This window comes from Flavobacterium notoginsengisoli (genome assembly GCF_042686225.1).
GTDB lineage: Bacteria > Bacteroidota > Bacteroidia > Flavobacteriales > Flavobacteriaceae > Flavobacterium > Flavobacterium notoginsengisoli.
Genome location: NZ_JBHUOT010000001.1, coordinates 801464 through 825916 on the forward strand (window position 1 = coordinate 801464; position 24453 = coordinate 825916).

General features: G+C 33.3%; 24 protein-coding genes. 4 read left to right on the plus strand and 20 right to left on the minus strand.

The features are described from left to right. Nucleotides 1-203 precede the first annotated feature (203 nt). From ACFS3A_RS03390 to ACFS3A_RS03415, 6 genes are all read right to left on the minus strand, one after another. Nucleotides 204-2183, minus strand: coding sequence for a DUF349 domain-containing protein (locus ACFS3A_RS03390; RefSeq protein ID WP_379823920.1), 1980 nt, complete (start codon nucleotides 2181-2183; stop codon nucleotides 204-206). A 240-nt stretch (nucleotides 2184-2423) separates the two neighbouring features. Further along, complete coding sequence (locus ACFS3A_RS03395) at nucleotides 2424-3170, minus strand: lipid A phosphoethanolamine transferase (RefSeq protein WP_379823921.1); 747 nt, start codon at nucleotides 3168-3170, stop codon at nucleotides 2424-2426. Nucleotides 3171-3236: 66 nt separating this feature from the next. After that, on the minus strand, nucleotides 3237-3989 hold the full coding sequence (locus tag ACFS3A_RS03400) for a shikimate dehydrogenase family protein (RefSeq protein ID WP_379823922.1): 753 nt from the start codon (nucleotides 3987-3989) through the stop codon (nucleotides 3237-3239). Nucleotides 3990-3991: 2 nt separating this feature from the next. Continuing rightward, complete coding sequence (locus ACFS3A_RS03405) at nucleotides 3992-5386, minus strand: tetratricopeptide repeat protein (RefSeq protein ID WP_091491100.1); 1395 nt, start codon at nucleotides 5384-5386, stop codon at nucleotides 3992-3994. 263 nt (nucleotides 5387-5649) lie between these two features. Next, on the minus strand, nucleotides 5650-6843 hold the full coding sequence (locus ACFS3A_RS03410; RefSeq protein ID WP_379823924.1) for an aspartate aminotransferase family protein: 1194 nt from the start codon (nucleotides 6841-6843) through the stop codon (nucleotides 5650-5652). Between the two features lie 244 nt (nucleotides 6844-7087). Next, entirely contained in the window at nucleotides 7088-8788 is a 1701-nt protein-coding gene (locus ACFS3A_RS03415) for an OstA-like protein (protein ID WP_379823925.1), read from the minus strand. A 287-nt stretch (nucleotides 8789-9075) separates the two neighbouring features. Here ACFS3A_RS03415 and ACFS3A_RS03420 point away from each other — a divergent pair, with 287 nt between their 5' ends. Then, nucleotides 9076-10944: an alpha-amylase family glycosyl hydrolase gene (locus tag ACFS3A_RS03420; protein ID WP_379823926.1), complete on the plus strand. Its 1869-nt coding sequence runs from the start codon at nucleotides 9076-9078 to the stop codon at nucleotides 10942-10944. Nucleotides 10945-11007: 63 nt separating this feature from the next. Here the strand turns inward: ACFS3A_RS03420 and ACFS3A_RS03425 are convergent, their stop codons facing one another. The 8 genes from ACFS3A_RS03425 to rsfS form a co-directional block, all read right to left on the minus strand. Further along, complete coding sequence (locus tag ACFS3A_RS03425) at nucleotides 11008-12066, minus strand: glycoside hydrolase family 130 protein (protein WP_379823927.1); 1059 nt, start codon at nucleotides 12064-12066, stop codon at nucleotides 11008-11010. Between the two features lie 69 nt (nucleotides 12067-12135). After that, nucleotides 12136-12915: a superoxide dismutase gene (locus tag ACFS3A_RS03430; RefSeq protein ID WP_379823929.1), complete on the minus strand. Its 780-nt coding sequence runs from the start codon at nucleotides 12913-12915 to the stop codon at nucleotides 12136-12138. A 6-nt stretch (nucleotides 12916-12921) separates the two neighbouring features. Beyond that, the gene (locus ACFS3A_RS03435; protein WP_379823930.1) at nucleotides 12922-13191 is read right to left on the minus strand and encodes an acyl-CoA-binding protein; all 270 of its coding nucleotides are present in this window, start codon (nucleotides 13189-13191) and stop codon (nucleotides 12922-12924) included. Beyond that, nucleotides 13192-13845 (minus strand): phosphatidylserine decarboxylase family protein, encoded by a 654-nt coding sequence (locus ACFS3A_RS03440; RefSeq protein WP_379823931.1) that lies wholly within the window; start codon nucleotides 13843-13845, stop codon nucleotides 13192-13194. Further along, the gene (locus ACFS3A_RS03445; RefSeq protein ID WP_379823932.1) at nucleotides 13835-14725 is read right to left on the minus strand and encodes a phosphatidate cytidylyltransferase; all 891 of its coding nucleotides are present in this window, start codon (nucleotides 14723-14725) and stop codon (nucleotides 13835-13837) included. The genes ACFS3A_RS03440 and ACFS3A_RS03445 overlap by 11 nt, the downstream gene beginning before the upstream one ends. 1 nt (nucleotide 14726) lies before the next feature. Next, the gene (locus tag ACFS3A_RS03450; RefSeq protein WP_144214346.1) at nucleotides 14727-15332 is read right to left on the minus strand and encodes a lactate utilization protein B/C; all 606 of its coding nucleotides are present in this window, start codon (nucleotides 15330-15332) and stop codon (nucleotides 14727-14729) included. A 116-nt stretch (nucleotides 15333-15448) separates the two neighbouring features. Beyond that, nucleotides 15449-17374: an ATP-dependent zinc metalloprotease FtsH gene (gene ftsH, locus ACFS3A_RS03455; protein ID WP_109192783.1), complete on the minus strand. Its 1926-nt coding sequence runs from the start codon at nucleotides 17372-17374 to the stop codon at nucleotides 15449-15451. A gap of 15 nt (nucleotides 17375-17389) precedes the next feature. Continuing rightward, complete coding sequence (rsfS, locus tag ACFS3A_RS03460) at nucleotides 17390-17761, minus strand: ribosome silencing factor (RefSeq protein ID WP_007809313.1); 372 nt, start codon at nucleotides 17759-17761, stop codon at nucleotides 17390-17392. A 95-nt stretch (nucleotides 17762-17856) separates the two neighbouring features. Here rsfS and ACFS3A_RS03465 point away from each other — a divergent pair, with 95 nt between their 5' ends. After that, nucleotides 17857-18585, plus strand: a complete 729-nt coding sequence (locus tag ACFS3A_RS03465) for a biotin--[acetyl-CoA-carboxylase] ligase (protein ID WP_379823933.1) — start codon at nucleotides 17857-17859, stop codon at nucleotides 18583-18585. Nucleotides 18586-18825: 240 nt separating this feature from the next. Here ACFS3A_RS03465 and ACFS3A_RS03470 read toward each other — a convergent pair whose 3' ends face one another. Both ACFS3A_RS03470 and pyrE read right to left on the minus strand, forming a co-directional pair. Continuing rightward, nucleotides 18826-19218 (minus strand): SRPBCC family protein, encoded by a 393-nt coding sequence (locus ACFS3A_RS03470; RefSeq protein ID WP_379823934.1) that lies wholly within the window; start codon nucleotides 19216-19218, stop codon nucleotides 18826-18828. Between the two features lie 222 nt (nucleotides 19219-19440). Continuing rightward, nucleotides 19441-20085: an orotate phosphoribosyltransferase gene (gene pyrE / locus ACFS3A_RS03475; RefSeq protein ID WP_071637185.1), complete on the minus strand. Its 645-nt coding sequence runs from the start codon at nucleotides 20083-20085 to the stop codon at nucleotides 19441-19443. A 7-nt stretch (nucleotides 20086-20092) separates the two neighbouring features. Here pyrE and ACFS3A_RS03480 point away from each other — a divergent pair, with 7 nt between their 5' ends. Next, nucleotides 20093-20731 carry an NUDIX hydrolase gene (locus ACFS3A_RS03480; protein ID WP_379823935.1) on the plus strand — a complete coding sequence of 213 codons (639 nt, stop codon included), beginning with the start codon at nucleotides 20093-20095 and terminating at the stop codon, nucleotides 20729-20731. A 206-nt stretch (nucleotides 20732-20937) separates the two neighbouring features. On the opposite strand, the gene ACFS3A_RS03485 is transcribed toward ACFS3A_RS03480, so the two are convergent. Together ACFS3A_RS03485 and ACFS3A_RS03490 are read right to left on the minus strand one after the other, a co-directional pair. Further along, complete coding sequence (locus ACFS3A_RS03485; RefSeq protein ID WP_379823936.1) at nucleotides 20938-21681, minus strand: DUF6882 domain-containing protein; 744 nt, start codon at nucleotides 21679-21681, stop codon at nucleotides 20938-20940. Nucleotides 21682-21783: 102 nt separating this feature from the next. Continuing rightward, entirely contained in the window at nucleotides 21784-22512 is a 729-nt protein-coding gene (locus tag ACFS3A_RS03490; protein ID WP_379823937.1) for an HNH endonuclease, read from the minus strand. A 143-nt stretch (nucleotides 22513-22655) separates the two neighbouring features. Here ACFS3A_RS03490 and ACFS3A_RS03495 point away from each other — a divergent pair, with 143 nt between their 5' ends. Continuing rightward, a complete protein-coding gene (locus tag ACFS3A_RS03495) occupies nucleotides 22656-23060 on the plus strand; it encodes a helix-turn-helix domain-containing protein (RefSeq protein ID WP_379823938.1) in 405 nt (134 codons plus the stop codon). A 156-nt stretch (nucleotides 23061-23216) separates the two neighbouring features. Here the strand turns inward: ACFS3A_RS03495 and ACFS3A_RS03500 are convergent, their stop codons facing one another. Together ACFS3A_RS03500 and ACFS3A_RS03505 are read right to left on the minus strand one after the other, a co-directional pair. Beyond that, nucleotides 23217-23756, minus strand: a complete 540-nt coding sequence (locus ACFS3A_RS03500; RefSeq protein WP_379823939.1) for a hypothetical protein — start codon at nucleotides 23754-23756, stop codon at nucleotides 23217-23219. Between the two features lie 212 nt (nucleotides 23757-23968). Beyond that, nucleotides 23969-24307: a cyclic-phosphate processing receiver domain-containing protein gene (locus ACFS3A_RS03505; protein ID WP_379823941.1), complete on the minus strand. Its 339-nt coding sequence runs from the start codon at nucleotides 24305-24307 to the stop codon at nucleotides 23969-23971. Nucleotides 24308-24453 lie beyond the last annotated feature (146 nt).

The window sequence follows — 24453 nt, forward strand, 5'->3', positions numbered from 1 at the left end:
ATCAAAAGATAATGTGATGAATCAAATATAATCAATATTTTACAGAATTGTTTTATAGAATTTAATCAGAATGTTAAGTTTTGATTTGGAGTGAATTTTACCGCAATCCCGATAGCTATCGGGATTGCGGTAAAAAAATCAAACAAAAAAGGTGTAATGAATATTTTCACTACACCTTTACATAATTTGTTTTAACTCAGTTCTTATTCCTGACCTAAGTTTCTTAGTTGTTTTAGTTTATCTTTCCAGACATCAAGGCTTTCTTTGTGAATCGCGATATTTTTGCGAACTTCAGTAACGATAGAATTCTCTTTTTTAGCGTTTTTAGTATTAGTAAAAAACTGAATGTTGTTTTCTAATTGGAAAATCTCATTTTGAACTTCCTCAATTTTACGCATAATAAAGATTTTTTCATTATCTAATTTACGTGTGTCATTGCTGTCAGAAAGAGAATCAATACGATTGGCAAAGCGCATCATTTCAGATTCTTTTTTGCTTAAGCTTAGTTTTTCAAAAAGCGCATCCAGAATTTTATTGAATTTACCTTCGATATGACGTCTTGAAAAAGGTACTTTTCCAAATCCTTTCCAGGTTTCTATATGTGCTTTTATGCCATCTAAATCTGTTTTATGATCTCCAGTCAACTGAAAAGCTCTTAGGATTTCCAAGTAGGCTTTTTTGTTGTCGAAAGCGGCTACTTCTTCACTGTTTTCTTCAGATTTGTGTTCTTTTAATTTATCAAAATAATGGTTGCAGGCATCTTTAAATTCTTTCCAGATTTTGTCTGAATATTTTTTAGGAACATGGCCAATTTGTTTCCACTCTTCCTGAATTTGTTTCATTATAGGGGTTGTAGCTTGAAAATCGGTACTTTCCTGCAATTCTTTTGCCTTGGTTACAAGAGCTAATTTTTTATTTAAATTGTCGTTTTGATCTTTCTTGATATCCTTGTAGAAAGAATTTTTAAAAGCATTGAAATTTCTAACAGCAGTTTTAAATGCGGCCCAGGTTTCCTCGTTAACCTCAGACGGGACTTTTCCTGCTGCAAAAAACTCATTTCTTAAGTCTTCTACTTTTTGGATTTGTATTAGCCATTGAGAGTGAGAATTTACTTTTTCAGTACCTAAAACAGCTATTTTAGAAATAATCTCTTTTTTAATTTCAAGATTTTGCTGTTCGTTAGCTCTTTGGTTTTCGAACAGCACTTCTCTTTTATCGTGTATTTTTTTCGTTAATTCACTGAACTGATTCCATATCGCATCACGATGTTCCTTAGAAACAGGTCCAATTTCCTCTTTCCAGATTCGGTGTAAATCCTGTAATTCACGGAAAGCTTTATTTACGTCAGTATCATTTACTAATTCTTCGACACGAGCGATTATTTTTTGTTTAAGTTCTAGGTTGTGTTTAAAATCCAGATCTCTCGCTTCACGGTCTAAATGAAGGTAATCGTAGAAGTTTTCTACGTGGAAATGGTAATTGTTCCAAACATGATTGTACTTATCTTTAGGAATTGCACCAGCATTTTTCCATCTTTCTCTTAATTCATTAAAATGCTTAAGGGTGTCTTTTATATTTTCCTGCGGATTGATGAGTTCTTTTAATTCCTCAACAATCGCCAGACGAGTTTCTAAATTGGTTTTTAGATTCGTCTGTAAATGTTTAAAATGAGCATTTCTTTTATCTCTAAAAATATTATAATATTCGTCAAATTTTAGCTTTAATGGAAGATGATATTCGAATTCTTCGCTTGGATCAGGGTTAGAAGCAAGAAATTCTTCTTTCTTTTCCTCTAAAAGATGGTGGTACTGTAGTAAGAATGCTTTTTTGATTTCTTCAATATGATCTTTTACAGACATTACTTTATCTGTATTAACCAGTTTTTTTAATTCATCTACAAGAGCATCCAGAGAGAATGTATTGTAATCCTGCATTGGAATGTCATGACGTTCTTTTAAAGTTTCGTCTTCACTCTCAGCCGCATTTGAACTTGTGATGACATCCAAAGCTTCCTGATGGGTATTGTCAGTGTTATCTGGTAAGATTTCAGTTTCTGAAACTGAATTATCAACTAAAGTTTCAGGACCAGATGTTTCAATTGCATCATTTGCTGTAGAATCATTTATCTCGATTCCTGATTTTCCGTCTGCTTCCTGCAGGTTATCATTCTTTTCTTCTAACATCTTTAAAATGTATAAGGTTTTTATTTTAAACAGTGCGAAAGATAGTAAAGGTGTTTCTAACTACAAAATAAATCGCTTGATTATGCTGTATTTTACGACGAAATTCTTGTTCTTTCACCTTATTCACTACTATGTTGAATTACTTTTTATTGAATCACTGGAGTATCTGTAAATTTAGAATCTGTATTCTTTTATTCCTTTAAAAATATAAATTAGTAAAGTTCTATTGTTTTTTCTTTCTTAAAAAAGAATCAAAACGCCCATTTCAATGCCAAAATTGTAGGTTCTGTTTGTACCAAATCCTGCGCTGGGATGTATGTAAACTAAATTTGTAGGCGTAATTTTTCGTCCAAATTCGACAAAGACATTGTTCTGAAATCCGTCAATAATATCATTGTATCTAAAGGCAACATCTGCAGCGACCCAGTTTTTTCCAAAAAAATGTAGAATTACATTTTCAAAAAGAGTAACGCTTATATCATTTCGATTGTCGTCACCAGCAAAACTGGTTTGATATTCCATCGTGGATAGCCAAAGAAATTTTTTATTATATAAATACTTTCCATAAATTACAGCGGGCATAATAACCCATTTTCCGGTTCCAAAATTGGGATCTGCTGCTGTATTCCCATAAACTCTTGTTCTTAAAGCAAAACCGTTACTGTTTTTCATGTATGGAATATAGCTGACTCCCATTCCCACATCTCCAATTGCGGTTTTGTTTATCGAATTAGTGTTTGCTGAAACCAGAGGAAGATCAAAACGCAAGTTCCAGGCTTTGTTTCCAATTGGTAGCAAAACACGAATTTGAGTAGTGTTAAAAGAGCCATTATCAGTATCTAAATATTCGTCGAAGAGAATAATGGTTTTTAGAAAATAGTGATAACGAGGCTCAGAGAAAGGACTTTCTAAGGTATCGTTTTCCTGAGCTGAAAGAAGATTGTGAAATAAAAAAAATAAAATGCTAAGTACTTGTATTTTTCTCATAACCACTTGTTAATAAGTGATTTAAAAATACAAAAAATACATTAACATTTTATTTTTTACTTCTTTTTATTTGTTCCAGATTTTCCAGGCTTTTTCAGCTTGAAAAATTAGCATGTCATGTCCATTTTTTATTACAGCACCTTTCTCTTTTGCTAATTTCAGAAATGTAGTCTCTGCCGGATTGTAAATTAAATCGTAAGCAATATGTTTTTCTGTAAAAAACTCGTAGGGTAAGTTCGGACAAGCATCAATATTTGGACTTGTTCCAACAGGTGTACAATTGATTATAATTTGAAAATTATCAAAAGTAGTGGCATTGATCAAATCGTAATCAATAATGTTTTCTTTGGCTTCTCTGGAAACAAAAGTGTAGGGGATACCTAATTCATCAAGAGCAAAAGCAACACCTTTTGAGGCGCCGCCTGTTCCTAAAATAAGGGCTTTTTTATGATGTGGTTCTAAAAGTGGTTCTAAAGACTTCTTGAATCCATAATAGTCAGTATTGTAACCTTTTAACTTACCGTTTTTAGTAAATTTTATAGTATTAACAGCCCCAATTAAAGTAGCTTTTCGTGATAATTTATCTAAGAAAGGAATAACTTGTTCTTTGTACGGAATTGTAACATTTAATCCCTTTAGATCAGGATTGTTTTTAATTAATTCTGTGAAATAATTAATTTCCGAAATGTCAAAATTCTCATAGCTGTTACCAGCAAAAACTTCATTATTAAATTTTTCTGTAAAATAACCTTTTGAAAAAGAGTAACTAATGTTGCGTCCCAATAATCCAAAACGTCTTCTTAATAAAATATCAACCATTCTTATTTACGATGTTTTTCTATATAATTTTTTACTGTTTTTTTTGACCAAACCACAGGAAACAAGTCTTCAATTAAGATGTAATTATCAAAATTAAGACGTAAGCCGTTGCTTAAGTGGAATTTAGCTTTTGTGGTGTCTTGAATCATGAAATACAATCCAGCTAAACGATATTCGATTTCATTTTCTTCAGGAAAATATTCTGATGCTTGTAGCAAAGTCTGAATAGCACTTTCAAATTCTCCTAAAAACTGTAGAATATCAACCCAGTATAACCAAGTGTCTAATGCATAATCTCCAAACTCAACCGCTTTTCTGAAACCGAATTCGGCTTCTTCAAAGAAATTCATGTGTTTGTTGATTGTAGCGTATCTTTTCCAGTACAAACGATTTTGATTGTCAATTGCCAGTGCTTTATTGACAAAAAACAATGCTTTTTGATAGTTTTTCTGGCGAAGATGAAAGTCTGTTATCGCAATCCATCCTTTGTCTAAAAGCGGATCTTCATGAACAGTCTGGTTATAGTATTGAATCGCTTTCGCTAAATTCCCAAGTTTCTCGTAACATTTTCCAATTCGAAGAAGAGCGTAAGATGTTGCGTCGTCTAGTTCTATTGTTCTGTTGTAGCTTTCAATCGCTTCGTTGTATTTTTTTAGACGTTCATAAGCTTTTGCTTTTTCCATAAAAGCGCCTAAGAATTCGTCATCAATCAACGTTGCATAATCAAATGCTCGAATTGCATTTTCATATTCTTTTACGCCATAATGAAGACGTCCAAGCTGATGCCATGCAATTTCGCTATACGGATTTCTGTTGATATATTCGTTAAGATAGACAATAGCTTCTTGGTTTTGATCTAAAAATTCAAAACAATACACTACGTTATAAAGAGCAGATTGATCTTCTAAATCTTCTTCAAGACATTTGATGAAATTCTCTTTTGCCAGTTCGAGATTATCCATAAAAAGATATTCCATTCCGATTAAGTTATACACATCAGCATAATCATCAGTGTACTGCAACGCGATTTTTAACAGTTCGACTGCTTTCTCGTGTTGGTCTCTTTTGGAACAGATATTGGCTTTCTGGATGTAGATTTCCTCGTTATTAGGTTCAATTGCATACAACTCATTCAAAAGCTTTTCAGCAAGATCGAGTTTGTCATCATAAACCAACATTTCTACTTGTACTAATTTTAAGCCTGTAGATTTTGGATGTTGGTCTAATGCAAGTTTTAAGGCCTTTTTTGCTAAATTAGCCTTGCCTATGTCTAAATAATGAAGAATAATTTCTTCGAATTCTTCAGAATCAAAAAAGAGTACTTTGTTAGTTTTTAACATTGACTCAAATTTGGATAGGGATAGGTTATAATCTTCTTCTTCGTTGCTTAATTGCATACTTCGTATTTTTGAAATTAGCCTGATATAAATTTAGGCAACCATATAATTGTTGTAAGGATAGGAAATTAATTGTTTTGAACAATTTAATTAACAATATATGGCGTTTTTTATTCTGTTTTGGGAAGAAATCTCTTTTATTGTCAGGAGATTAACTTCAATTTTGTTGTTTTTCTGTTAATGCTGAAAAGTTTCATCAAAATATAAAGTAAGTTGAAACTAATGGTATTTTAATTAGAAGGGTATAAAAATTAGGATAGTTTTTATTTTGTATTCTTTTTCATTATTTCATCCATAACCTCTAAAATAATCGCGCAACCTTCTCTAATTTCTTCTTCTGAAATAGTCAAAGGAGGTGTAATTCGTATCGCACATCCTTCAAATAAAAGCCAAAATAATATCAATCCTTTGTCCTGACAATTTAAAATGACCTCGTTGGTAATTTCAGCAGATTCTGTCATCGCTGCCAGCATTAATCCTTTTCCTCTAACTTCTGTAATCAAAGGATGTACCAAAAGCGATCTGAAGAGTTTTTCCTTTTCAAGCGTTTCGGCCATTAAATTTGTTTCAGTTAATTCCTGCAAAGTAGCTAAGCAGGCTGACGCAATGACAGGATGACCGCCAAAAGTAGTGATATGACCCAATTTTGGATTTTCGGTTAAAAGATCCATTCTTTCGGCAGATGCTGTAAAAGCTCCAACCGGCATTCCGCCTCCCATTCCTTTTCCCATTACCACTATATCTGGAACGACGTCATAATTTTGAAACCCAAACAGTTTTCCGGTTCTCCCAAAGCCAGGCTGAATTTCGTCTACAATCATCAAAGCTCCAACCTCATCACAGCGCTTTTTGACTTTTTGAAGAAAATTATTTTCAGGTTGAATAAATCCTGCGCCTCCTTGAATGGTTTCTAAAAGAATAGCGGCAGTTCGGGTAGTTATTTTTTGTAAATCTTCTTCGTTGTTAAAAGTGATAAAATCAACATCGGGCAGTAAAGGTCTGAAAGCTTGTTTGCGTTCTTCAAATCCCATAACACTCATTGATCCCATAGTGTTTCCGTGGTAAGCATTATGACATGAAATAAGCTGACTGCGTCCTGTGGTTCTTTTGGCTAATTTTAAAGCACCTTCGATAGCTTCTGTTCCCGAATTAACCAAATACGTTTTGTTTAACGATTCAGGTAGGAGCGAAGCCATCATTTTGCAATATTGAACCGCCGGACTCTGCGAATATTCTCCGTAAACCATTACATGAGAGTATTTGTCCAGTTGATCCTTTATGGCCTGATTTACCCTCGGATGTTGATGTCCAAGTGTACAAGCAGAAACTCCGGCAACAAAATCTAAATATTTTTTATCGCTTGTATCGTATATGTAAGAGCCAACAGCATGCGAAACTTCCATTCCAAGTGGGTAAGGAGAAGTCTGAGCCTGGTATTTTATAAAATCTGGATTCATCTTTTTAAGGTTCAAAGTTGCAAAGGTACTGAGGTTTTAATTTTATACTTAGATTCTTAACTGTTTTAATTCCTAAAAAGAATACAAACAGCGACTGTGACTGAAAATTATTTTAAGAATTAAAGTGGCAAAAATGCTGATATTATAAGGTTTGAATTTCAGGGTTAAGATTAAATGAATTAAGTATATATTTTCAAAGAAAATTTTTCTAAATCATAAAGTAATCTAAAATATAAACTAAAAACTATTTATTAGTTTTTGTCTTTTCTTTAGTAACAGGCGTTATTACAGGCTTCGCAGTTGGTTTCTTCTTGTCATAATCCAATGTTTCCTTTCGAACTTTCATTGGAATATTTTTGCCTTTTTCTTCCTCGTCTTTCCCTTCTTTTATCAGTTTGTCATTAAGTTCGTTTTCTTCGGCAGTAAAAATATCGTCTTTGGATTTTATTCTTTCATCGCCCCGCCAGACCATACCTCGTAATTTTCGGGCATTCTCAGGGAGTTCGTCTTCGGGATAAATATCTCCGTCTACTTTATTATAAAACGTAATGGTTTCGACAGCATTGTTTTCTAATATTAAATTGATTTTACTGCTGACATTTTTGTTAATTCCAATTAGTTCATTGGCGTCATTTCGCATAAAATAGACGACTTCTGTATTTTTGATGACATCAACATCATGTAATTTTCCATCCCGAAATTTTCCAAATAAGTTGAGACCTTTAACCTGGTTATAACCGGTTCCGAGCGTATCCTTGGAGATGAGAAAAGTGTTGTTTAAGACTTTAAGGGAATCAATTTTTCGGGTTTCATTATCTCCAATCAAATGCATTAAATCTCCTGTAATCTGGCTTTCTCCATTCCAAAGAATTGGATTTCCAATTAATTTAGTCAAAGCACTTTTAGAATCAGAATGGATAGAATCGCATTTTCCGCTCATATCAATTTTAAAGAAACGGACATTTTTATACGCTCTCAAAATCCTTTCACCTTCTTTTCCTGTAACCATTAATTTTTGTCCGTGAATGTATACGGAGTCATTTTCTACTAAATTAATTGCAACCGCCCTTTTGGTTACAAACATCGAATCTTTCAGTTTGTAAAGCTCTGCATAATGACCTTTTACAATTCCTTTGTTAATCGAATCGGTAATTTTTACATTGCGGGTTGCCGACGCAAATTCAGTATTTCGATTATAAAAAAGACTGTCCCCTTCTATAAGGCGGTCATCATATTTGATATATGATTTCCGTAGAAAATGAGCCAAATTTTTCTTGGTATCGTAAAATCCTTTTTCAGTATAAATATAATTGGCTTTACTTGTAATGGTTGAGGGGCCCAAAAGATAAGTATGTCCGGAATTACTGTAATAATCCAAATGATTAGATTTGATGACGTATTTAGGATTTGTAATCGTAACTTCAGTTAAAAACTGAAATTTCTTTTGTTCGACATAATATCTGCCGGATTTACTTACTAAAGTATTGTCTTTGTTTACAATCGTCCCTTTAGTATTATAAAAAACTTCCTGAACATTTCTGTCAAAATTTATCGTATCGGTTCGTAAAGTAGCATCAGGAGAAGTTAAAACGGCATCACCTGTTGCAAAAGCTTTTTTCACATTTCCGCTATATTCTGCATATTTACTGTTTAAAAATAGAGTATCTCCCTGTACTAATTGTACATTTCCAAAGGCTTTTAAATAATTCTCTTTTTGAAAAAAATAAGCTTTGTTGCACGTAAGTACAACTCCGTCATGATTTATTTTTACGTTTCCTGTTAGCAAAAGAGCATCTGGAGCATTAACCTGGTCTACGTCAGAATAATCAGCATTCTCGATGACGATTGTTTTAGGAGTTTGTACCTTTTTTTTTGCTTGTGCGAAAGTGAATTGAACGCTTAAAAATGACAGACAAATAAATATGAAAAAGAGTGATTTCTTCAACTGATTAAATTTTTGTCAAATTTATAAAAAAGGTTAGAACCTATGGTGGATATTAGGATTAATTTATAATTAGTCATCAACACACTAATTAAGAAATTTTACTTAATTTATTTTTTCAACAAAACGACGAACTCTCACGTTGTAGTTGAGCTATTGTGCCTCTAAAATGGTGTAAACTGAAAACAGTATGATCTGAATTTTAAAAAATGAGCTACATTTAGAAAATTGTTTTTTAAAACCTGAAGAGGTATTTAGAATTTTAAAAGCTATATTAGGTAATCCAAAATATGATAAGTAAAAAAATAATTGCAGCTGGAATTACGTTAACTGTACTGTTCTCAGCATGTAAAACGCAAGAATTAAAAATGAGTACAGCAAAAAAAGAAGCTGCAGCAGAAAAGAAAGTTGTAGTTTATCAAGTTTTTACACGCCTTTTCGGAAATAAAAACAAAACCAACAAACCCTGGGGAACCATTGAAGAAAATGGCGTTGGTAAGTTTAATGATTTTACAGACAAAGCTTTACAGGAAATAAAAGATTTAGGGGTTAATTATATTTGGTATACTGGTGTTCCTCACCATGCTTTGGTAAGAGATTATACTGCTTTTGGAATCTCTGATGATGATCCGGAAGTGGTTAAAGGAAGAGCGGGATCACCATACGCAGTTAAGGATTATTACAATGTAAATCCTGATCTGGCTGTTGATCCGGCTAAGAGATTGGAAGAATTTGAAGCATTGATAAAACGTACACATCATTCCGGATTAAAAGTGCTTATTGATATTGTTCCAAATCATATTGCGAGAAAATATGAAGGAAAATCGAATCCTCCAGGTGTAAAAGATTTTGGCGCAGATGATGATGTAAACGTTGAATACAAACGGGATAACAACTTCTACTATATTCCGAAAGAACATTTTGAAATTCCGGATGGAGATATTCCGCTAAACGGAGAAAAAAATGTGCTTATTGATGGAAAATTTGATGAGAATCCTGCAAAATGGACAGGGAATGGTTCTAGAAAAGTAAAACCGGATCAAAACGACTGGTATGAAACGGTAAAGGTAAATTATGGTATTCGCCCTGACGGAACTAAAGATTTTCCTGAACTTCCTGCTGGTTTTGATCAGAAATCGTACAAAGAGCATTTTGATTTTTGGCAGGATAAAGTTGTGCCGGATTCCTGGAAAAAATTCCGGGATATTGCTTTGTACTGGACAGCAAAAGGAGTAGATGGATTTCGTTACGATATGGCTGAAATGGTTCCGTATGAATTTTGGAGTTATATGAACTCTTCCATTAAAATGAAAAATCCGAACGCCTTTTTACTGGCAGAAGTTTATAATCCAAATGAATACCGCAATTACATTCGTTTAGGTAAAATGGATTATTTGTATGATAAAGTAGAAACTTACGATAAACTGAAAGATATTATTCGTGGAAAATCTTCTCCGGATGAATTAACGACTATTCAAAATCGAATGACGGATATTGAACATCATATGCTTCATTTTTTAGACAATCATGATGAACAGCGTTTGGCAAGTTCAGAGTTTGCAGGTACTCCGGAAAGAGGAAAGCCGTTAATGGCAGTATCGGCAACATTAAGCACTTCTCCCACGATGATTTATTTTGGTCAGGAAGTGGGAGAGGCTGGAAAGGAAGATGCCGGTTTTGGAAAACCAACCAGGACTTCAATTTTTGATTATATCGGAGTGCCAAATCATCAAAGATGGATGAATGAAGGTAAATTTGACGGAGGACAATTGTCTGATTCTGAAAAAGAACTTCGTGATTTTTACAAGCGTTTATTAAATTTTACAATCAGTAGCAGTGCTTTGATGGGAAGTTTTGAAGAAATTCAATCTGCAAACCGTCAAAATCCAAATTATGATGCGTTATTGTATTCTTACGCTCGCTGGTCAGAAAAACAAAAATTGATTATTGTTGTTAATTTTTCTTCTGAGAAGGAAAGCGAATTTGATTTAAAAATTCCTTCATCTATTGTTTCAGCATGGAATTTAAAAGATGGAGAATACAAATTAAACGAACAGTTGTATAAAACTAAAACGTATATTCTGAAAGTTCAAAACGGGGAGGGGATTGTTAAGGTTTCAATTCAATCTTCAGAATCTTTGATTTTAGAGTTAAAATAAAAGTGATTTGCATATAAATTAAAAACATGTTTAGAGATGTTCTCCAGGCATGTTTTTATATTTTTAAACACTTTTTAAAAGAGAAAAAATTTCTTGTATTGAGAATTGTGCGCCACAAACAAATTCATCCGACGCACCATAATAAACAGTCAGAGTGTCTCCATCGGGTTCTGTTATATGTCCGTTCGTAAAAACAACATTTCCAAAAAAACCGCTCAATTCGTAATCTGTTGTGGGAAACATAATTGGGATTTCGGTTCTTGAAATCACTTTTGCAGGATTTTCCAGATCTAAGAGAAAAGCACCCAGACAATATTGATGCAATTCATTTGCGCCATGATAAATTTCAAGCCAGCCTTTTTCTGTTTTGATAGGAGAGGCGCCGGCACCAACTCTTTTGCTGTCCCAATTTCCTTTCCTTGTTTTAATGATACATTGGTGATTTCCCCAGTGAATGCCATCTGGTGAAGAAGCTAACCAAATGTAATTTCCCCCAATGTCTACACTGCTCGGACGATGTAAAGCATAAAATAAACCATTTATTTTCTCCTCAAAAATGGCACAGTCTTTATTGTGGGGCGGAAATATTATTCCATGTTTTTGAAAATTCTTCCAATCCGTTGTGGTTCGTAAACCTACACCCACACCATTTTCAGATACGGAAGTGAAAGTGAGATAATATTTTTCTTCAATGAGCGAAACACGACAGTCTTCAATTCCAAAAGTTTCCAATATTCCTTCACCAGCTAAATGAGGATAGTTTTCGGGCTCGTAAAAGTGTTTTCCGTCGTCGCTGCAGAGTAAACGAATGTGGGATAAAGTTGTCAAGTAATCATTTCCCTGATAATTAATAACCCTTGCATCAGTTGCAATTAACTCAGGATGGTCTTTAAAGATTTCTACAATTTCAATTACCCCTGTTTCTGTAAGTATCGGAAAAGAAATACTATTTTCCATTTGTTTTGGCCTTTCAGCGACTCTTACCGCCAGCCAGGTTTTATTTTGAAATTGAAATACACCAGGATTTAAGAGACAGGTAATTTCTAAGCCTTCCCTGCTAGGAGGTAAATCAGATGGCGATAATAATGGATTTTCTATAAAACGATTGGCAATGTCTTTCATGTTTTCGTGTCTAGAGTTACCATTAAGGTATAAAAAAAAGCTGATACTTAATTCGTACCAGCTTCTTTTCTATACTTTTTTGACTTTTTTTAGAGCTTCAACGTAATATTCGTTTACTTTTTCCCAATTAATATGTTCATAAAAAGCGTCAATATAACTTCCTTTTCGGTTTTGATAATCTAAATAATAGGCATGTTCCCAAAGGTCAATTGCTAAAATAGGAGTTCCTGGAATCAAGGCATTTTTCATCAGCGGATTATCCTGATCCTGAGTTGTTGTAATTTGAAGTTTACCATATCGATCCACCACTAACCAAACCCATCCGGAACCAAATTGTTTTTCTGACTGTGCCTTAAACTGATTCGTTAAATTATTAAAAGAACCAAATTCTTTATTGATAGAACCTGCAAGAGTATCTTTTGGAGTCTGCTCTTTTGGGGTTAAAACATTGAAATAAAGTGTATGATTGTAATATCCTCCCGCATTTTGACGAAGTTTAGCATTGTTTAGATCCATCTTTTTTAAAATGTCCTCAATCGGCATATTTTCAAAGTCTGTTGATACAATTTCTTTGTTGAAATTGTTGGTATACGAGAGATAGTGTTTTGAATAATGCGTTTCCATAGTCAAAGATCTTATCGCTGGTGAAAGACCATCGTAAGCAAATGGTAATTTTGTCATTTCAAAAGAACCAGGATCTGCTTTTACATCATTAGGCGAACCAATAGTGATTTTTTCTTCTTTGGTTGGAAGAGGTACCTCAACTACTTCAGTCAGCTTATCTTCTTTACAGGAAAATAATAGTAAAAATGAAGCTAAAGCAGTAAAAAGAACAACGTTTTTCTTCATAATATTTTATTTTGACGTTAATGAATTAATGATCTCGATGTAATTTTCTTTTGCTTCGTCAACAGACATATGACTAATTTGCATCCAGGCATTGGTTTTAAAGGCATCTCTTAAATCAAAATTTTCAGAATGATTGTAGACCGCTGTTCCAAAAGTAGCCTGTTTGTAAAAAGCGTAAAGTCTTAACTGCACATCTTGCGGCAGTGAAGCCTGAGTCATTGTCATGGCAATTTCTACAGCTTCTGCAAAGCGAGTATCTAAGTCTTTTTCAGTCATTTATGCTTTTGTAGCAATAATAGTTTTTCCTCCAATCGCTTTTTGATTTAATTCAACGTTGATTGGCGTACCTAAAGGTAAAAATAAATCTACTCTCGATCCAAATTTAATGAAACCGGCATCAGTTCCCTGAACAACCTGCATTCCTTCTTTAGCATAATTAACAATTCTACGGGCCAATGCTCCTGCAATTTGACGGTATAAAATAGCGCCAAAAGTCTCGTTTTCAATAACTACGGTAGTTCTTTCATTTTCTTCACTTGCTTTTGGATGCCAGGCAACAAGGAATTTTCCCGGGTGATATTTACTGAATTTAATGATTCCATCCATGGCGTAACGTGTTACATGCACATTGATTGGTGACATAAAAATGGATACCTGTAAACGTTTATCTTTAAAATATTCTCCTTCATAAACTTCTTCAATAACCACAACTTTTCCATCAACAGGAGCAAGAATATGATCAATGTTTCTAATTGCAATTCTTTTAGGGTTTCTAAAGAATTGTAAAATGATAATCAGAATTACTAATGCAGCAATCTGAAGAGCAGTTCTCAGCCAATAGATATCAATAAATTTGTCAGCTAATAAAACGACAACAACAGTAAAAACTACACCTAATAAAATGGACGGGCCTCCTTCTTTATGAAACATAATATAAAATTTGATAAAATAAAAATATAATGGGTGCTACAAATATAACACTATCTAATCGATCTAGTATGCCTCCGTGGCCCGGCATTATGGAACCACTGTCTTTTACACCTGCAATTCTTTTAAATTTGGATTCAATCAAATCTCCGATAGTGCCAAAAATACTAACGATTAATGCGATTGTAGTCCATATTAAAATAGACATATTACTGAATTCAGCTTTAGGTTGTATGTAAAATTTAGAGATTAAAAAACCGGCTAAAGCAGCAAAAACAACTCCGCCAAGGAAGCCTTCAATGGTTTTTTTAGGAGAAACGCGTTCAAATAATTTGTGTTTTCCCATTGATTTTCCAACCAGATAAGCAAAAGTATCGTTGGTCCATATCAAAACAAACAATCCAATAATAATTTTTGGATTATAATCATGTGTTCCAAAAGATATTTTTACTATAAATAAAAATGGGAGGGTAATATAGCCAAGCAGATATAAATATTTTGAAGAAGTACTTATTTTTTGAACAGAATCATAAAATAAGAATATGATGCATTTTACAGAAACAACAAGAGTTATTGCTAAAAGAACCAAATCAAGCTGTTTGATGTTGGTTTCTAAACTTATGTTGGAATTAAATGATTCGTTTAAGAATTTGCTTGTTTGTTTATTGTAATGACTGATAAGAGTTATTAGAGTATAAACTATTGTTCCGAAAACTATAGAAAAGACTTTGTTTAGATTTACGATATTAGAAAATTCATAAATCGTAATGATTAAGAAAGCACCAAAAAGGATAATAAAGCTTTCGGTAGAAAACAATATCGAGGTTAGTAACAGAGCGATATAAACAGCACCAGAAATGGTTCTCTTCAGCGTTTCATTCATCTTAAAGATCTTCTAAAAGCAGTAAATAAAGGTTCTTGGCGACACTTCCGTATTGCGTAAAATCTTCTTCTTTCGCTTTTTCGAAATATTTTATTGTAGTGATATTGGTAGGATAGTCTCTCTCGTACTTACGTTTTATAGCGCTCAATCCGTCACTTTTCATTGGAAGGATTTGGCTTGTTGTAGCTATAATAACAATATTTGCAGGTAATTCGTTTGGTTTGTTTTGTCGAATTTGTTTGGATGAAAATAAGATAGAACCTTCATCAGCAATAAGGTTCTCACAGCTGGCTAATAAGAATCTTGGATTTGAAGGTGCGATATAGAATAATTTGTTTTCTTCTAATAAGCCAAAAAGAGACGGTTCATAGCATAAAGCCTCTTTTTCAAACCAGTCATTTTCCTCTAATATGTTTTCAAACTGTTCAGTAACTTCACTTTTGTTTTCACAGTACAGAAATTTACCTCCATTTTTTTTAAAATTGAAAATAAATTGTTCATCTAAAGACAAATGACTGTTCTGCGCAGAGGTACCTGCATATTCGCTTTCGTTCTCTTCATCAGAAGGGGCTTCACTCGAACCAAATATTTTTTTGAAAAAATTCATTTTTTATATGAAATACTTTACATGTTAATTGAAAACGTTCAAAGATAAAAAAATCTTAATTCAAAAGGGTATTTTGAATTAAGATTTTAAAAATTTATTACGTTTTTCGTAATTATTTATGAAACTACTTCTTCTAAGTTTTTATCAAAAGTACGTTTTCCGAAAATGTTTTCTAAGTCATCTTTAAAGATTACTTCTTTTTCAATCAGGATATCAGCAAGTTGGTTTAGCTTGTCCTTGTTTTCTTCTAATATCTGAATTGCTCTTTGGTATTGTCCTTCGATTAACTCTGAAATTTCAGCATCAATAATTTTTGCCGTTTCATCAGAATAGGGTTTAGAAAAGTTGTATTCACTTTGACCTGTTGAATCGTAATAAGTAACGTTTCCGATTTTATCATTCAAACCGTAAATTGTTACCATTGCACGAGCCTGACGTGTTACTTTCTCTAAATCGCTCAAAGCACCGGTAGAAATTCTGTCGAAAGTTACTTTTTCAGCAGCTCTACCGCCCATAGTAGCACACATTTCGTCTAACATTTGATCTGTTCTTACGATTTGTCTTTCTTCCGGTAAATACCACGCAGCACCTAAGCTTTGTCCACGAGGCACAATAGTTACTTTGATAAGCGGTGCAGCATGCTCTAACATCCAGCTTACAGTAGCGTGACCTGCTTCGTGAATAGCAATTGCTCTTTTTTCTTCCGGAGTAATGATTTTATTTTTCTTTTCCAAACCACCGATGATTCTGTCAACAGCATCAAGAAAATCTTGTCTGTCTACGGCAGGTTTGTTATTACGTGCAGCAATTAAGGCGGCTTCGTTACAAACATTGGCAATATCTGCACCAGAGAATCCCGGAGTTTGTTTGGCTAAGAAATCTAAATCAAGACCTTCTACTTTTTTAATAGGAGCTAAGTGAACTTTAAAGATTTCTGCTCTTTCGCGAATGTCCGGTAAGTCAACAAAAATTTGTCTGTCAAAACGACCGGCACGCATTAAAGCTTTGTCTAAAACATCGGCTCTGTTGGTTGCAGCCAAAACAATTACGTTAGAGTTTGTACCAAAACCATCCATTTCTGTTAGTAATTGGTTCAAAGTGTTTTCTCTTTCGTCGTTTCCGCCTGACATATTGCTTTTTCCTCTCGCCCTACCAACAGCATCAATCTCATCGATGAAGATAATAGCAGGAGATTTTTCCTTTGCTTGTTTGAATAAGTCACGAACGCGTGAAGCACCAACTCCAACGAACATTTCTACGAAATCAGAACCTGACAAAGAGAAGAAAGGTACCTGAGCTTCACCGGCAACAGCTTTTGCCAATAAAGTTTTACCTGTTCCAGGAGGACCTACCAATAAAGCTCCTTTTGGAATTTTACCTCCAAGATTCGTGTATTTTTCAGGGTTTTTAAGGAATTCAACGATTTCCTGAATTTCTTCTTTAGCTCCTTCTAAACCGGCAACATCTTTAAATGTCGTTTTGATATCTGTTTTCTCATCAAACAATTTAGCTTTAGATTTTCCGATATTGAAAATCTGTCCACCTCCGCCAGCGCCTCCGCCAGACATTTTACGCATAATGAAGATCCATACACCCACAATGATGATGATAGGTAGTAAGCTGATTAAAATATCGCTCCAGTTATTTTTTTGAAGGAAGTTGAAATCTTTTAATTTTCCTTCGCTAACTGCTTTTTCCAGTTTAGTCTGAAAGATTTGATCGTTACCAATTTCCAAAGTGTAATGTGGACCTTTGTTTGGTTGTTTGAAAATATCTTCAGCTACTTTTTTATTAGCCGGGTCTTTAAGAGCCGCAGCATTTAAATATACTTCAGCCTCAGCTTTATTGAATACAATAACTTTGTCAATCTGGCCTTTTTCTAAAAGTGTATTGAATTTAGAAGAAGTTAATTGAGCTGGTTCGCTTAAGCTCGATCCTCCTGTGGCAAAACTTATGAATAAAAAAACTAAAAGTATTGCGGTGTATATTAACCAAGGACTTATTTTAAATTTATTCGGATTTGGATTATTATCTTTAGCCATTTAGTGAAAGTTTCTTTAGTATTTGTTCTCGATTGTAGTGATTTTGGCATCGCCCCAAAGGCTTTCGATGTTGTAATATTCGCGAATGTGTTTCTGGAAAACGTGTACTACAATGTGTACATAATCCATTAAAACCCATTCGGCGTTATCGGTTCCTTCTACGTGCCAAGGCTTATCTTTTAAGTCTTTTGATACTGTTTTTTGAATTGAGTTTACGATGGCGTTAACTTGGGTATTGGAACTACCGTTGCAAATAACAAAATAGTCGCAAACAGCAGTATCTATTTCTCTTAAGTCAAGAATATCAATATCATTTCCTTTTACTTCCTCAATCCCTTTGATTATGTTCGCCAGTAGAACATCATTATTAATCGTCTTTTTCGCCATGAATTATTTTATATGTGAATTTGTAAAGTTACCAAATTTTGTGATTATTTTTGATCCTTAACAAAATATTAAATTAAGTTATTTAAATTGTTTTAATGAAACTAATCAAACTCGATGCCATAGATTCAACAAATGACTTCCTGAAAGCTTTGTCAAGTCAGGATGAACTGGAGAATTTTACCGCGGTAACAGCTGAAAATCAGACAAAAGGCAAAGGACAAATGGGAGGGAAGTGGAAGTCTGAAATTGGTAAAAACTTAATTATGAGTGTATTGGTGAAAGATTTTCTGTTTGATAATGAGCAGGTTTTTAATTTGAGCGTTGTAGTTTCTTTAGCGGTCAGTGAAGTCTTAAAATCTTTAAATATTCCTGATATCTGTATAAAATGGCCAAACGACATTCTGTCATACAATAAGAAATTAGTTGGCATATTAATTGAAAACACCATCAAAAGTGATGGCAGAATCGTGTCAGTTGTCGGAATCGGAATTAATGTCAATCAAACCGATTTTACCGAATTGCCCACTGCGTCTTCTCTTGCCGTAATTTCAGGTAAATCTTTTGATAAGGAAGAAATCGCTTTTTTAATCGTTGATCAAATAAAAGAAAACATTGAATTGTGGCAGACTTCTGCCAAAGATTTATGGGAAAAGTATTTTAATTCTTTGTTTAAAAAAGGAGTTCCAATGCCTTTTAAAAACTTAAAGGACCAAAATTTCATGGGAATCATTCAAGGCGTTTCTCCAATTGGAAAATTGCAGGTTCTATTAGAAGATGATTCTATTGCGGAGTTTGAGATTAAGGAAGTAAAAATGCTTTACTAAGTTGCTTTTTTTGCCACAAAGGCGCTAAGGCACAAAGATTTTCTGTAGACACGTACTGCAGTCCGTCTAAGGTATTTATGAAATCTTTGCGATTTCGCGTCTTTGGGAAAAATAAATCTGCTCAATCAGCCAAATCTGCGAGAAAAAAACTTTGTGCCTTAGCGTCTTCGTGGCAATAACAAAAAAAGCCTGATCGTTAAATCAGGCTTTTATTTATAATTCACAATTTACAATTTGCCATTATAATTTGTTCATATTGTTTGCTAAAGTTTCAATGAACTTACTGATTGGACCTTTAACCATCATAGCCATCATTGCATTAAATTCGCCTTCAAAGAACAATTGAACCGCACTTTCTGAATCAGAAATAGTGTCAATGTTTGAAGTTAGTGTAAACGGAAGTTTATCACTTGCAGCGCCTAAAATAATTTTGTTTGGAGCTGTTTTTTCTTTCATTTTTAATTTGATTTCAGGCATTCCTTTCAATCCAAAAATAAAAGCATCTTCGCCAGTTACTTCAAATTTAGCGATGTTATCCGGCATTAATTTTTCGAAATTCTTGACATCAGTCAGTTGATCAAATAAATCCTGAGCTGATTTCTGAACAGTAACTTTTGGACTTTCTAAGTTCATATTGTTTTTTGTTTTTTTATTTTTTACCGCAAATGTTTACTGCAAATGTTTTTTACCGCAAAGGGCGCAAGGTTTTTTTATTTACTTTGACCTTAATTTAAGTTCGCAAAGCTAAAACTTTAAATAAAATCCCAATTTTTTAAATCCCAAATTCCAAAAGGAGCAAAGCGACTTTAAAATCTAAAATCTAAAATCTAAAATCTAAAATCTAAAATCTAAAATCTATTCCTGTCCCCATGTTGATGGACTTTCGTTCCATTCTAACAGAGTCGATTGCTGGTCTTCTGTAATATATTGTTTTTGAACTGCTAAGTCTAATAAGTTTTCGTAATTGCTTAAAGTAAATAAATCAATATTCGCTTCTTTAAAATTTTCTTCGGCAACACCAAAACCGTAAGTAAAAATAGCTGCCATTCCTTTAATGTTCGCACCTTCGCTTCTTAAAGCTTCCACAGCCATTAAACTGCTTTTTCCGGTACTAATTAAATCTTCTACAACTACCACATTTTGTCCTTTTTGTAAAAAACCTTCCACTTGGTTTTGTCTACCGTGTTTTTTCGGTTCCGGACGCACGTATACGAACGGAAGACCTAAACTCTCGGCAACCAAAATTCCAACTCCAATGGCTCCGGTAGCAACACCAGCGATCACATCAGGTTTTCCAAATTGTTTTTCGATGTTTTTAGCAAATTCATCACGAACATAGTTTCTGATGCTCGGAAATGAAAGAATTAACCTATTATCACAGTAAATAGGGGATTTCCAACCAGAAGCCCATGTAAAAGGATTTTCGGGATTCAATTTAATTGCATTTATTTGCAAAAGCAATTCGGCTGTTTTTTCGGCAGTATCTTTATTAAAAATCATAGTACAAATGTATAAAGTTTTTGTAAACGACAAACCACTTTTTTTGACAAATGAAATCTCAAAGGAAACAGATTTCCAATTGTTCTTGTTGGAGAGTATTGATATCGAACAGCTTATCATAAAAATTTTTCAAAATAAAATTCAAAAAGCTATTCTATATCATCCCGACGAAAGTGAAATGATGAAAACCCTTAAAGCCAAAATCCCTGTGAATAAAGCGGGCGGAGGCTTTGTCTATAATAAGAAAGGAGAGGTTCTGTTTATCTTTAGAAACGGAAAATGGGACTTACCAAAAGGCGGAATAGAGAAGGGAGAAGACATTGAAACGACTGCAATGCGCGAAGTCGAAGAAGAAACCGGAGTAAATCAGTTAAGGATAACGAATAAACTTCAAAAAACGTATCATATCTTTAAACGCAACGGAAAATACAAACTTAAAATCACGCATTGGTTCGAAATGCAGTCTGATTTTGAAGGAACACCACACGGACAATTAGAAGAAGGAATTGAAAAAGTAGCCTGGCTAAACCCGGAACAAATCAAAGAAGCTCTTAAAAACTCCTACGAAAACATCAAATTGTTATTCGAAGAAGATAAAAGCGTTCCAGTAGATTTCAAGACAAAAAAAGAAAACCTAGAATCTTAGATCCAGCATTTAAAAAAACTTAGTATCTTAGAGCCTTAGCACCTCAGAATCTTAAAAATTAGGGCGTGCCACCAATAAAAAAAAGACCCAATCAACTTTGCGTTCATTGGGTCTTTTTTTTATTGCTGTCGGGCTATCCGCGCTACTTCGGTAGCTAACTTCTATCCCTCACGCGGGCAATCAGTTCTAAAAGAATGTTTAGAATCTTAAGAATTATTACCGTTTAGATTTGTCAAAAGATTATCTTCATTAAAAACAGCATTAATGGTATTTCCATTTTTTTCTGCTTTAATTTCATTTCCGTTTGAAGTCAGTTCGTAACCTTTTTGAGAAAGATAATGGGTAAAAGCATTTTTATGATTCTGAATTTCAAATGTCGAAATCAATTCTGGAAAAACAGTTGTAATTCTGGAGAATTCTTCGCTTTCAACTTTATCAATTCTATCAGATTTAATGGTAACAACCATTGTTCCCTGACCGTAATTTCCAAGATAATAACCGCTTCCGTCAAACATTTCGGTTGCAATCATTCCAATTAAATGTAAATCATTCGGAACGGCGTCAAATTTTCCAACGGTTAGTAAATCGATATTATTTTCTTCTCCATATTGTTTCAATAAAAGTGCCTGTTTCATTACAGATTCTGCATAACCGCCCGCTTTATTTTCCCAAAGCCAAAGCCAGGTTTCAGAAGAATGCGAAAAGGAACCCAAAACCTGCATTGGAAAAGTTAGATTGTCTCCAAAAGTTATTTCTTCTTTATCCATGTCAACATTCCAGGAAAGTCCGCCCGTTATTTCAAAAAGATTTCTTTGTTTTTCTAAAGCCAAAGCGCCATATTTTTCTAAAAAATCATTTTCAGATACAAAGTGTTTACTGTTATTTTGTTGATTAGTAGTTGATTCTGTGTTTTCTTCTTTCTTTTTAAAAAGATTGTTGAATAGTCCCATTTCCTGATGATTTTTTAGAATTATAAAATTGATCTTTTCAAATATAGGATTTTTAAAATAAGTGAGAAAAATAGTAGCTAAATATAAAAGTTGTGTAACAGACTATTTTTTAAAAATGAACTCCTGGTGCCATTTCAAATATTCAATTTTAGGAGGATTTTGTAATGGTTTTCTAAAAGAAAGAGCTGTAGTATGACATTTTACACTTTGTTTTAGTTTTTTAGAAACCAGAACATCGTTTTCGTTTAGCGTTATAAAGCCTTTGTCAAACAATTTATCATGCATTATACACAAAAGAATGCAATTTTCTAGCTCTAAACGCTTCGTTTTATCGATACTCCAGGGAACAATATGGCTTGCAATTAATAATTCGGGCTGATCAATTTCGCAAAAGGCACATTTATGATTGTAGTTTTCCAGTAAGTATTCTTTTAAAACATCCTGATATACTCTTACCTTAACTGTTGCATTTCTTTCTGTATCCTTTTTATTCGGATTTATTGGTTTTCTTTCAATGAGGTTTTTGGCTTCGCTTCGTGTTTCGATAAAACTTTCAATAAGCTGTCTTGCATTTTCATCTAAAACCAAAATGTTGCTGTAATCTTTGCTTAGCAAACCTTTGTGTTCATTTCTGATATTAAAATGGTGCAGAATATCCATAGTAACATATCCGCCTCCGTTTGCATTGGCAGGAATACCCAGAATTTCTTTTTGTATCCATCTGTGACTTTGTTTGTCGAACAAGAAAGAATACAGAACTTTAAAAATGGTGTATTCATCAATATTTTTGGCTCTCATTGTATTGATTAGATAATTATTGGTGTTTCCCAAATATATAATTTTTAGAAGAAGTCAGAAAAATAGTAATTAATTTTATGTTTGTTATTTGATTTTTTGAGCTGGTATAATTTTTTATTTTTAGTTATTCATGTCTCAAAAATCGTATTTTTGTTTAATAAGTAATATTTTGAATTATGAGCGCACTTGCAAAACCAAGCCATATAGGGCGAAAAATAAGCCGAATTCGTGAACTTCGTGACATGAAGCAAGAAGCTTTGGCTCAGGCTTTAGGAACAAACCAACAGGCGATATCTGCTTTAGAAAACAGCGAAACGATAGATGATGAAAAGCTAAAACAAATTGCAAAAGCTCTAGGAGTAAGTGTTGAAGCGCTGAAAAATTTTTCGGACGAAGCGGCAATTAATTATTTCAATAATTTTACAGATCAAAGTGCTGGAACATTTAATAATCATTGTAATTTCAATCCATTAGATAAATTAATAGAATCTTACGAAGAAAATAAAAAGCTTTATGAACGTTTAATTCAAGCTGAAAAAGATAAAGTGGAGTATTTGGAGAAGATATTGAAGGATAAATAGTTGTTCTTTTTACAATTTGAAAAAGCCTAATAAAATTTGTTTTTTATTAGGCTTTTTAATTTGGTTTATTGTCGCTGGCGCGAGCGTCTCGCTCGTGTCCGTTTACTGTATTGATTTAGATTGTGTTCACGAGCGGGACGCTCGCGCTAGCGGGGGTTAATCATCCCAACTGCACGCGCTAATCACCCAATCGTTATCTTTTTTTGTGAAAACAGCTTCAAATCCATAACCTGCGAGTGAATCGGATGTAATGGAAAATTTAATGATAGCAATTTGGTAATTTCTAAGGAAAATTGGAGAAGAAAATGAGGTTAGAGAATGTCCGTATGATTTATGAAATTCATTCCAGCCATTATTTGCATTATTAAAGACACTATCAATCTTTTCGTTTTCTATAATTTTAAGATTTGGGAAATACTCTTTTTGCCAATATAAAATTTTAGGATTATTAATGCACTTTACTACGTACTCTTTTTCATTATTATATAGAATAGGAGATTCATAAGTTGAAGGACAATCTTGTATATTAACTCTGCTGGCTTTTTTTTCTATAACTGTATTGGTTTCTAAATAATTTTTAAGAATATAGTTTAGAAGTAATTTAGTTTCTTGTTTATATTTTAAATCAATTGGTTTCTCTTGGCAATGAATTAAATAAGGGACATTAAAGAATATAAATAAAATTATTTTTTTCATTTTAAGTTTGCTGATTTTTTTAACTTTTTAAATGCTTAATGTAATTGTCAAGTAAACTTTGAATCTGTAAACTTGCAACAGGATTAGCAGAATGTACATTAAATTTTAAATTCTGTAAATCCGATAGCGCGGATTTGCAATCCGTGCCCGCAAAGAAAATCATTCTTGCTTTTTATAGTTATTTTTTTACTGGCAAAGATTCTGAATCTATACTATTGTAATCTCAAATATCTAATATAATTATCAAGTAAACCCTGAATCTGCTGGCTGGCAACAGGATTTGCAGAATGTACATTAAATTTTAAATTTTGTAAATCAATTCCAGATTCATAAACCAGCCATTTGGCACAAGCGTAACCATCTTCGGCGACATTATCATTTTCATCAAGTCCTAAATCATTGTCAAAGCTAATTAGATTAGGTAATCCTTTTGCTATAATTACAGTTTTAAAATCCTCAAAATTTCTAACTATGACAAAATCACTGTTAGTGAGATTCTTGTAAACCATATTTACATCTCTTATATCGTCAAGAAAAAGTTTGTATGTCATAATTTTTAAAGTAAAAAGGTTTTGAGATTCAACTTTGTCAAAGTTTAAAACTTTGACAAAGTTCTTAGCGCACAGCTTTGCGTTCTTATCTAAGGCAAACCCAATCAAAATTAAGAAAAACTTAGCGCACTTTGCGTTAAAAAAAA

Coding starts and splice junctions, on each gene's coding strand:
- ACFS3A_RS03390 (WP_379823920.1), bottom strand. CDS start 2,183: ATGTTAGAAGAAAAGAATGATAACCTGCAGGAAGCAGACGGAAAATCA.
- ACFS3A_RS03395 (WP_379823921.1), bottom strand. CDS start 3,170: ATGAGAAAAATACAAGTACTTAGCATTTTATTTTTTTTATTTCACAAT.
- ACFS3A_RS03400 (WP_379823922.1), bottom strand. CDS start 3,989: ATGGTTGATATTTTATTAAGAAGACGTTTTGGATTATTGGGACGCAAC.
- ACFS3A_RS03405 (WP_091491100.1), bottom strand. CDS start 5,386: ATGCAATTAAGCAACGAAGAAGAAGATTATAACCTATCCCTATCCAAA.
- ACFS3A_RS03410 (WP_379823924.1), bottom strand. CDS start 6,843: ATGAATCCAGATTTTATAAAATACCAGGCTCAGACTTCTCCTTACCCA.
- ACFS3A_RS03420 (WP_379823926.1), top strand. CDS start 9,076: ATGATAAGTAAAAAAATAATTGCAGCTGGAATTACGTTAACTGTACTG.
- ACFS3A_RS03425 (WP_379823927.1), bottom strand. CDS start 12,066: ATGAAAGACATTGCCAATCGTTTTATAGAAAATCCATTATTATCGCCA.
- ACFS3A_RS03430 (WP_379823929.1), bottom strand. CDS start 12,915: ATGAAGAAAAACGTTGTTCTTTTTACTGCTTTAGCTTCATTTTTACTA.
- ACFS3A_RS03435 (WP_379823930.1), bottom strand. CDS start 13,191: ATGACTGAAAAAGACTTAGATACTCGCTTTGCAGAAGCTGTAGAAATT.
- ACFS3A_RS03440 (WP_379823931.1), bottom strand. CDS start 13,845: ATGTTTCATAAAGAAGGAGGCCCGTCCATTTTATTAGGTGTAGTTTTT.
- ACFS3A_RS03445 (WP_379823932.1), bottom strand. CDS start 14,725: ATGAATGAAACGCTGAAGAGAACCATTTCTGGTGCTGTTTATATCGCT.
- ACFS3A_RS03450 (WP_144214346.1), bottom strand. CDS start 15,332: ATGAATTTTTTCAAAAAAATATTTGGTTCGAGTGAAGCCCCTTCTGAT.
- ftsH (WP_109192783.1), bottom strand. CDS start 17,374: ATGGCTAAAGATAATAATCCAAATCCGAATAAATTTAAAATAAGTCCT.
- rsfS (WP_007809313.1), bottom strand. CDS start 17,761: ATGGCGAAAAAGACGATTAATAATGATGTTCTACTGGCGAACATAATC.
- ACFS3A_RS03465 (WP_379823933.1), top strand. CDS start 17,857: ATGAAACTAATCAAACTCGATGCCATAGATTCAACAAATGACTTCCTG.
- ACFS3A_RS03470 (WP_379823934.1), bottom strand. CDS start 19,218: ATGAACTTAGAAAGTCCAAAAGTTACTGTTCAGAAATCAGCTCAGGAT.
- pyrE (WP_071637185.1), bottom strand. CDS start 20,085: ATGATTTTTAATAAAGATACTGCCGAAAAAACAGCCGAATTGCTTTTG.
- ACFS3A_RS03480 (WP_379823935.1), top strand. CDS start 20,093: ATGTATAAAGTTTTTGTAAACGACAAACCACTTTTTTTGACAAATGAA.
- ACFS3A_RS03485 (WP_379823936.1), bottom strand. CDS start 21,681: ATGGGACTATTCAACAATCTTTTTAAAAAGAAAGAAGAAAACACAGAA.
- ACFS3A_RS03495 (WP_379823938.1), top strand. CDS start 22,656: ATGAGCGCACTTGCAAAACCAAGCCATATAGGGCGAAAAATAAGCCGA.
- ACFS3A_RS03500 (WP_379823939.1), bottom strand. CDS start 23,756: ATGAAAAAAATAATTTTATTTATATTCTTTAATGTCCCTTATTTAATT.
- ACFS3A_RS03505 (WP_379823941.1), bottom strand. CDS start 24,307: ATGACATACAAACTTTTTCTTGACGATATAAGAGATGTAAATATGGTT.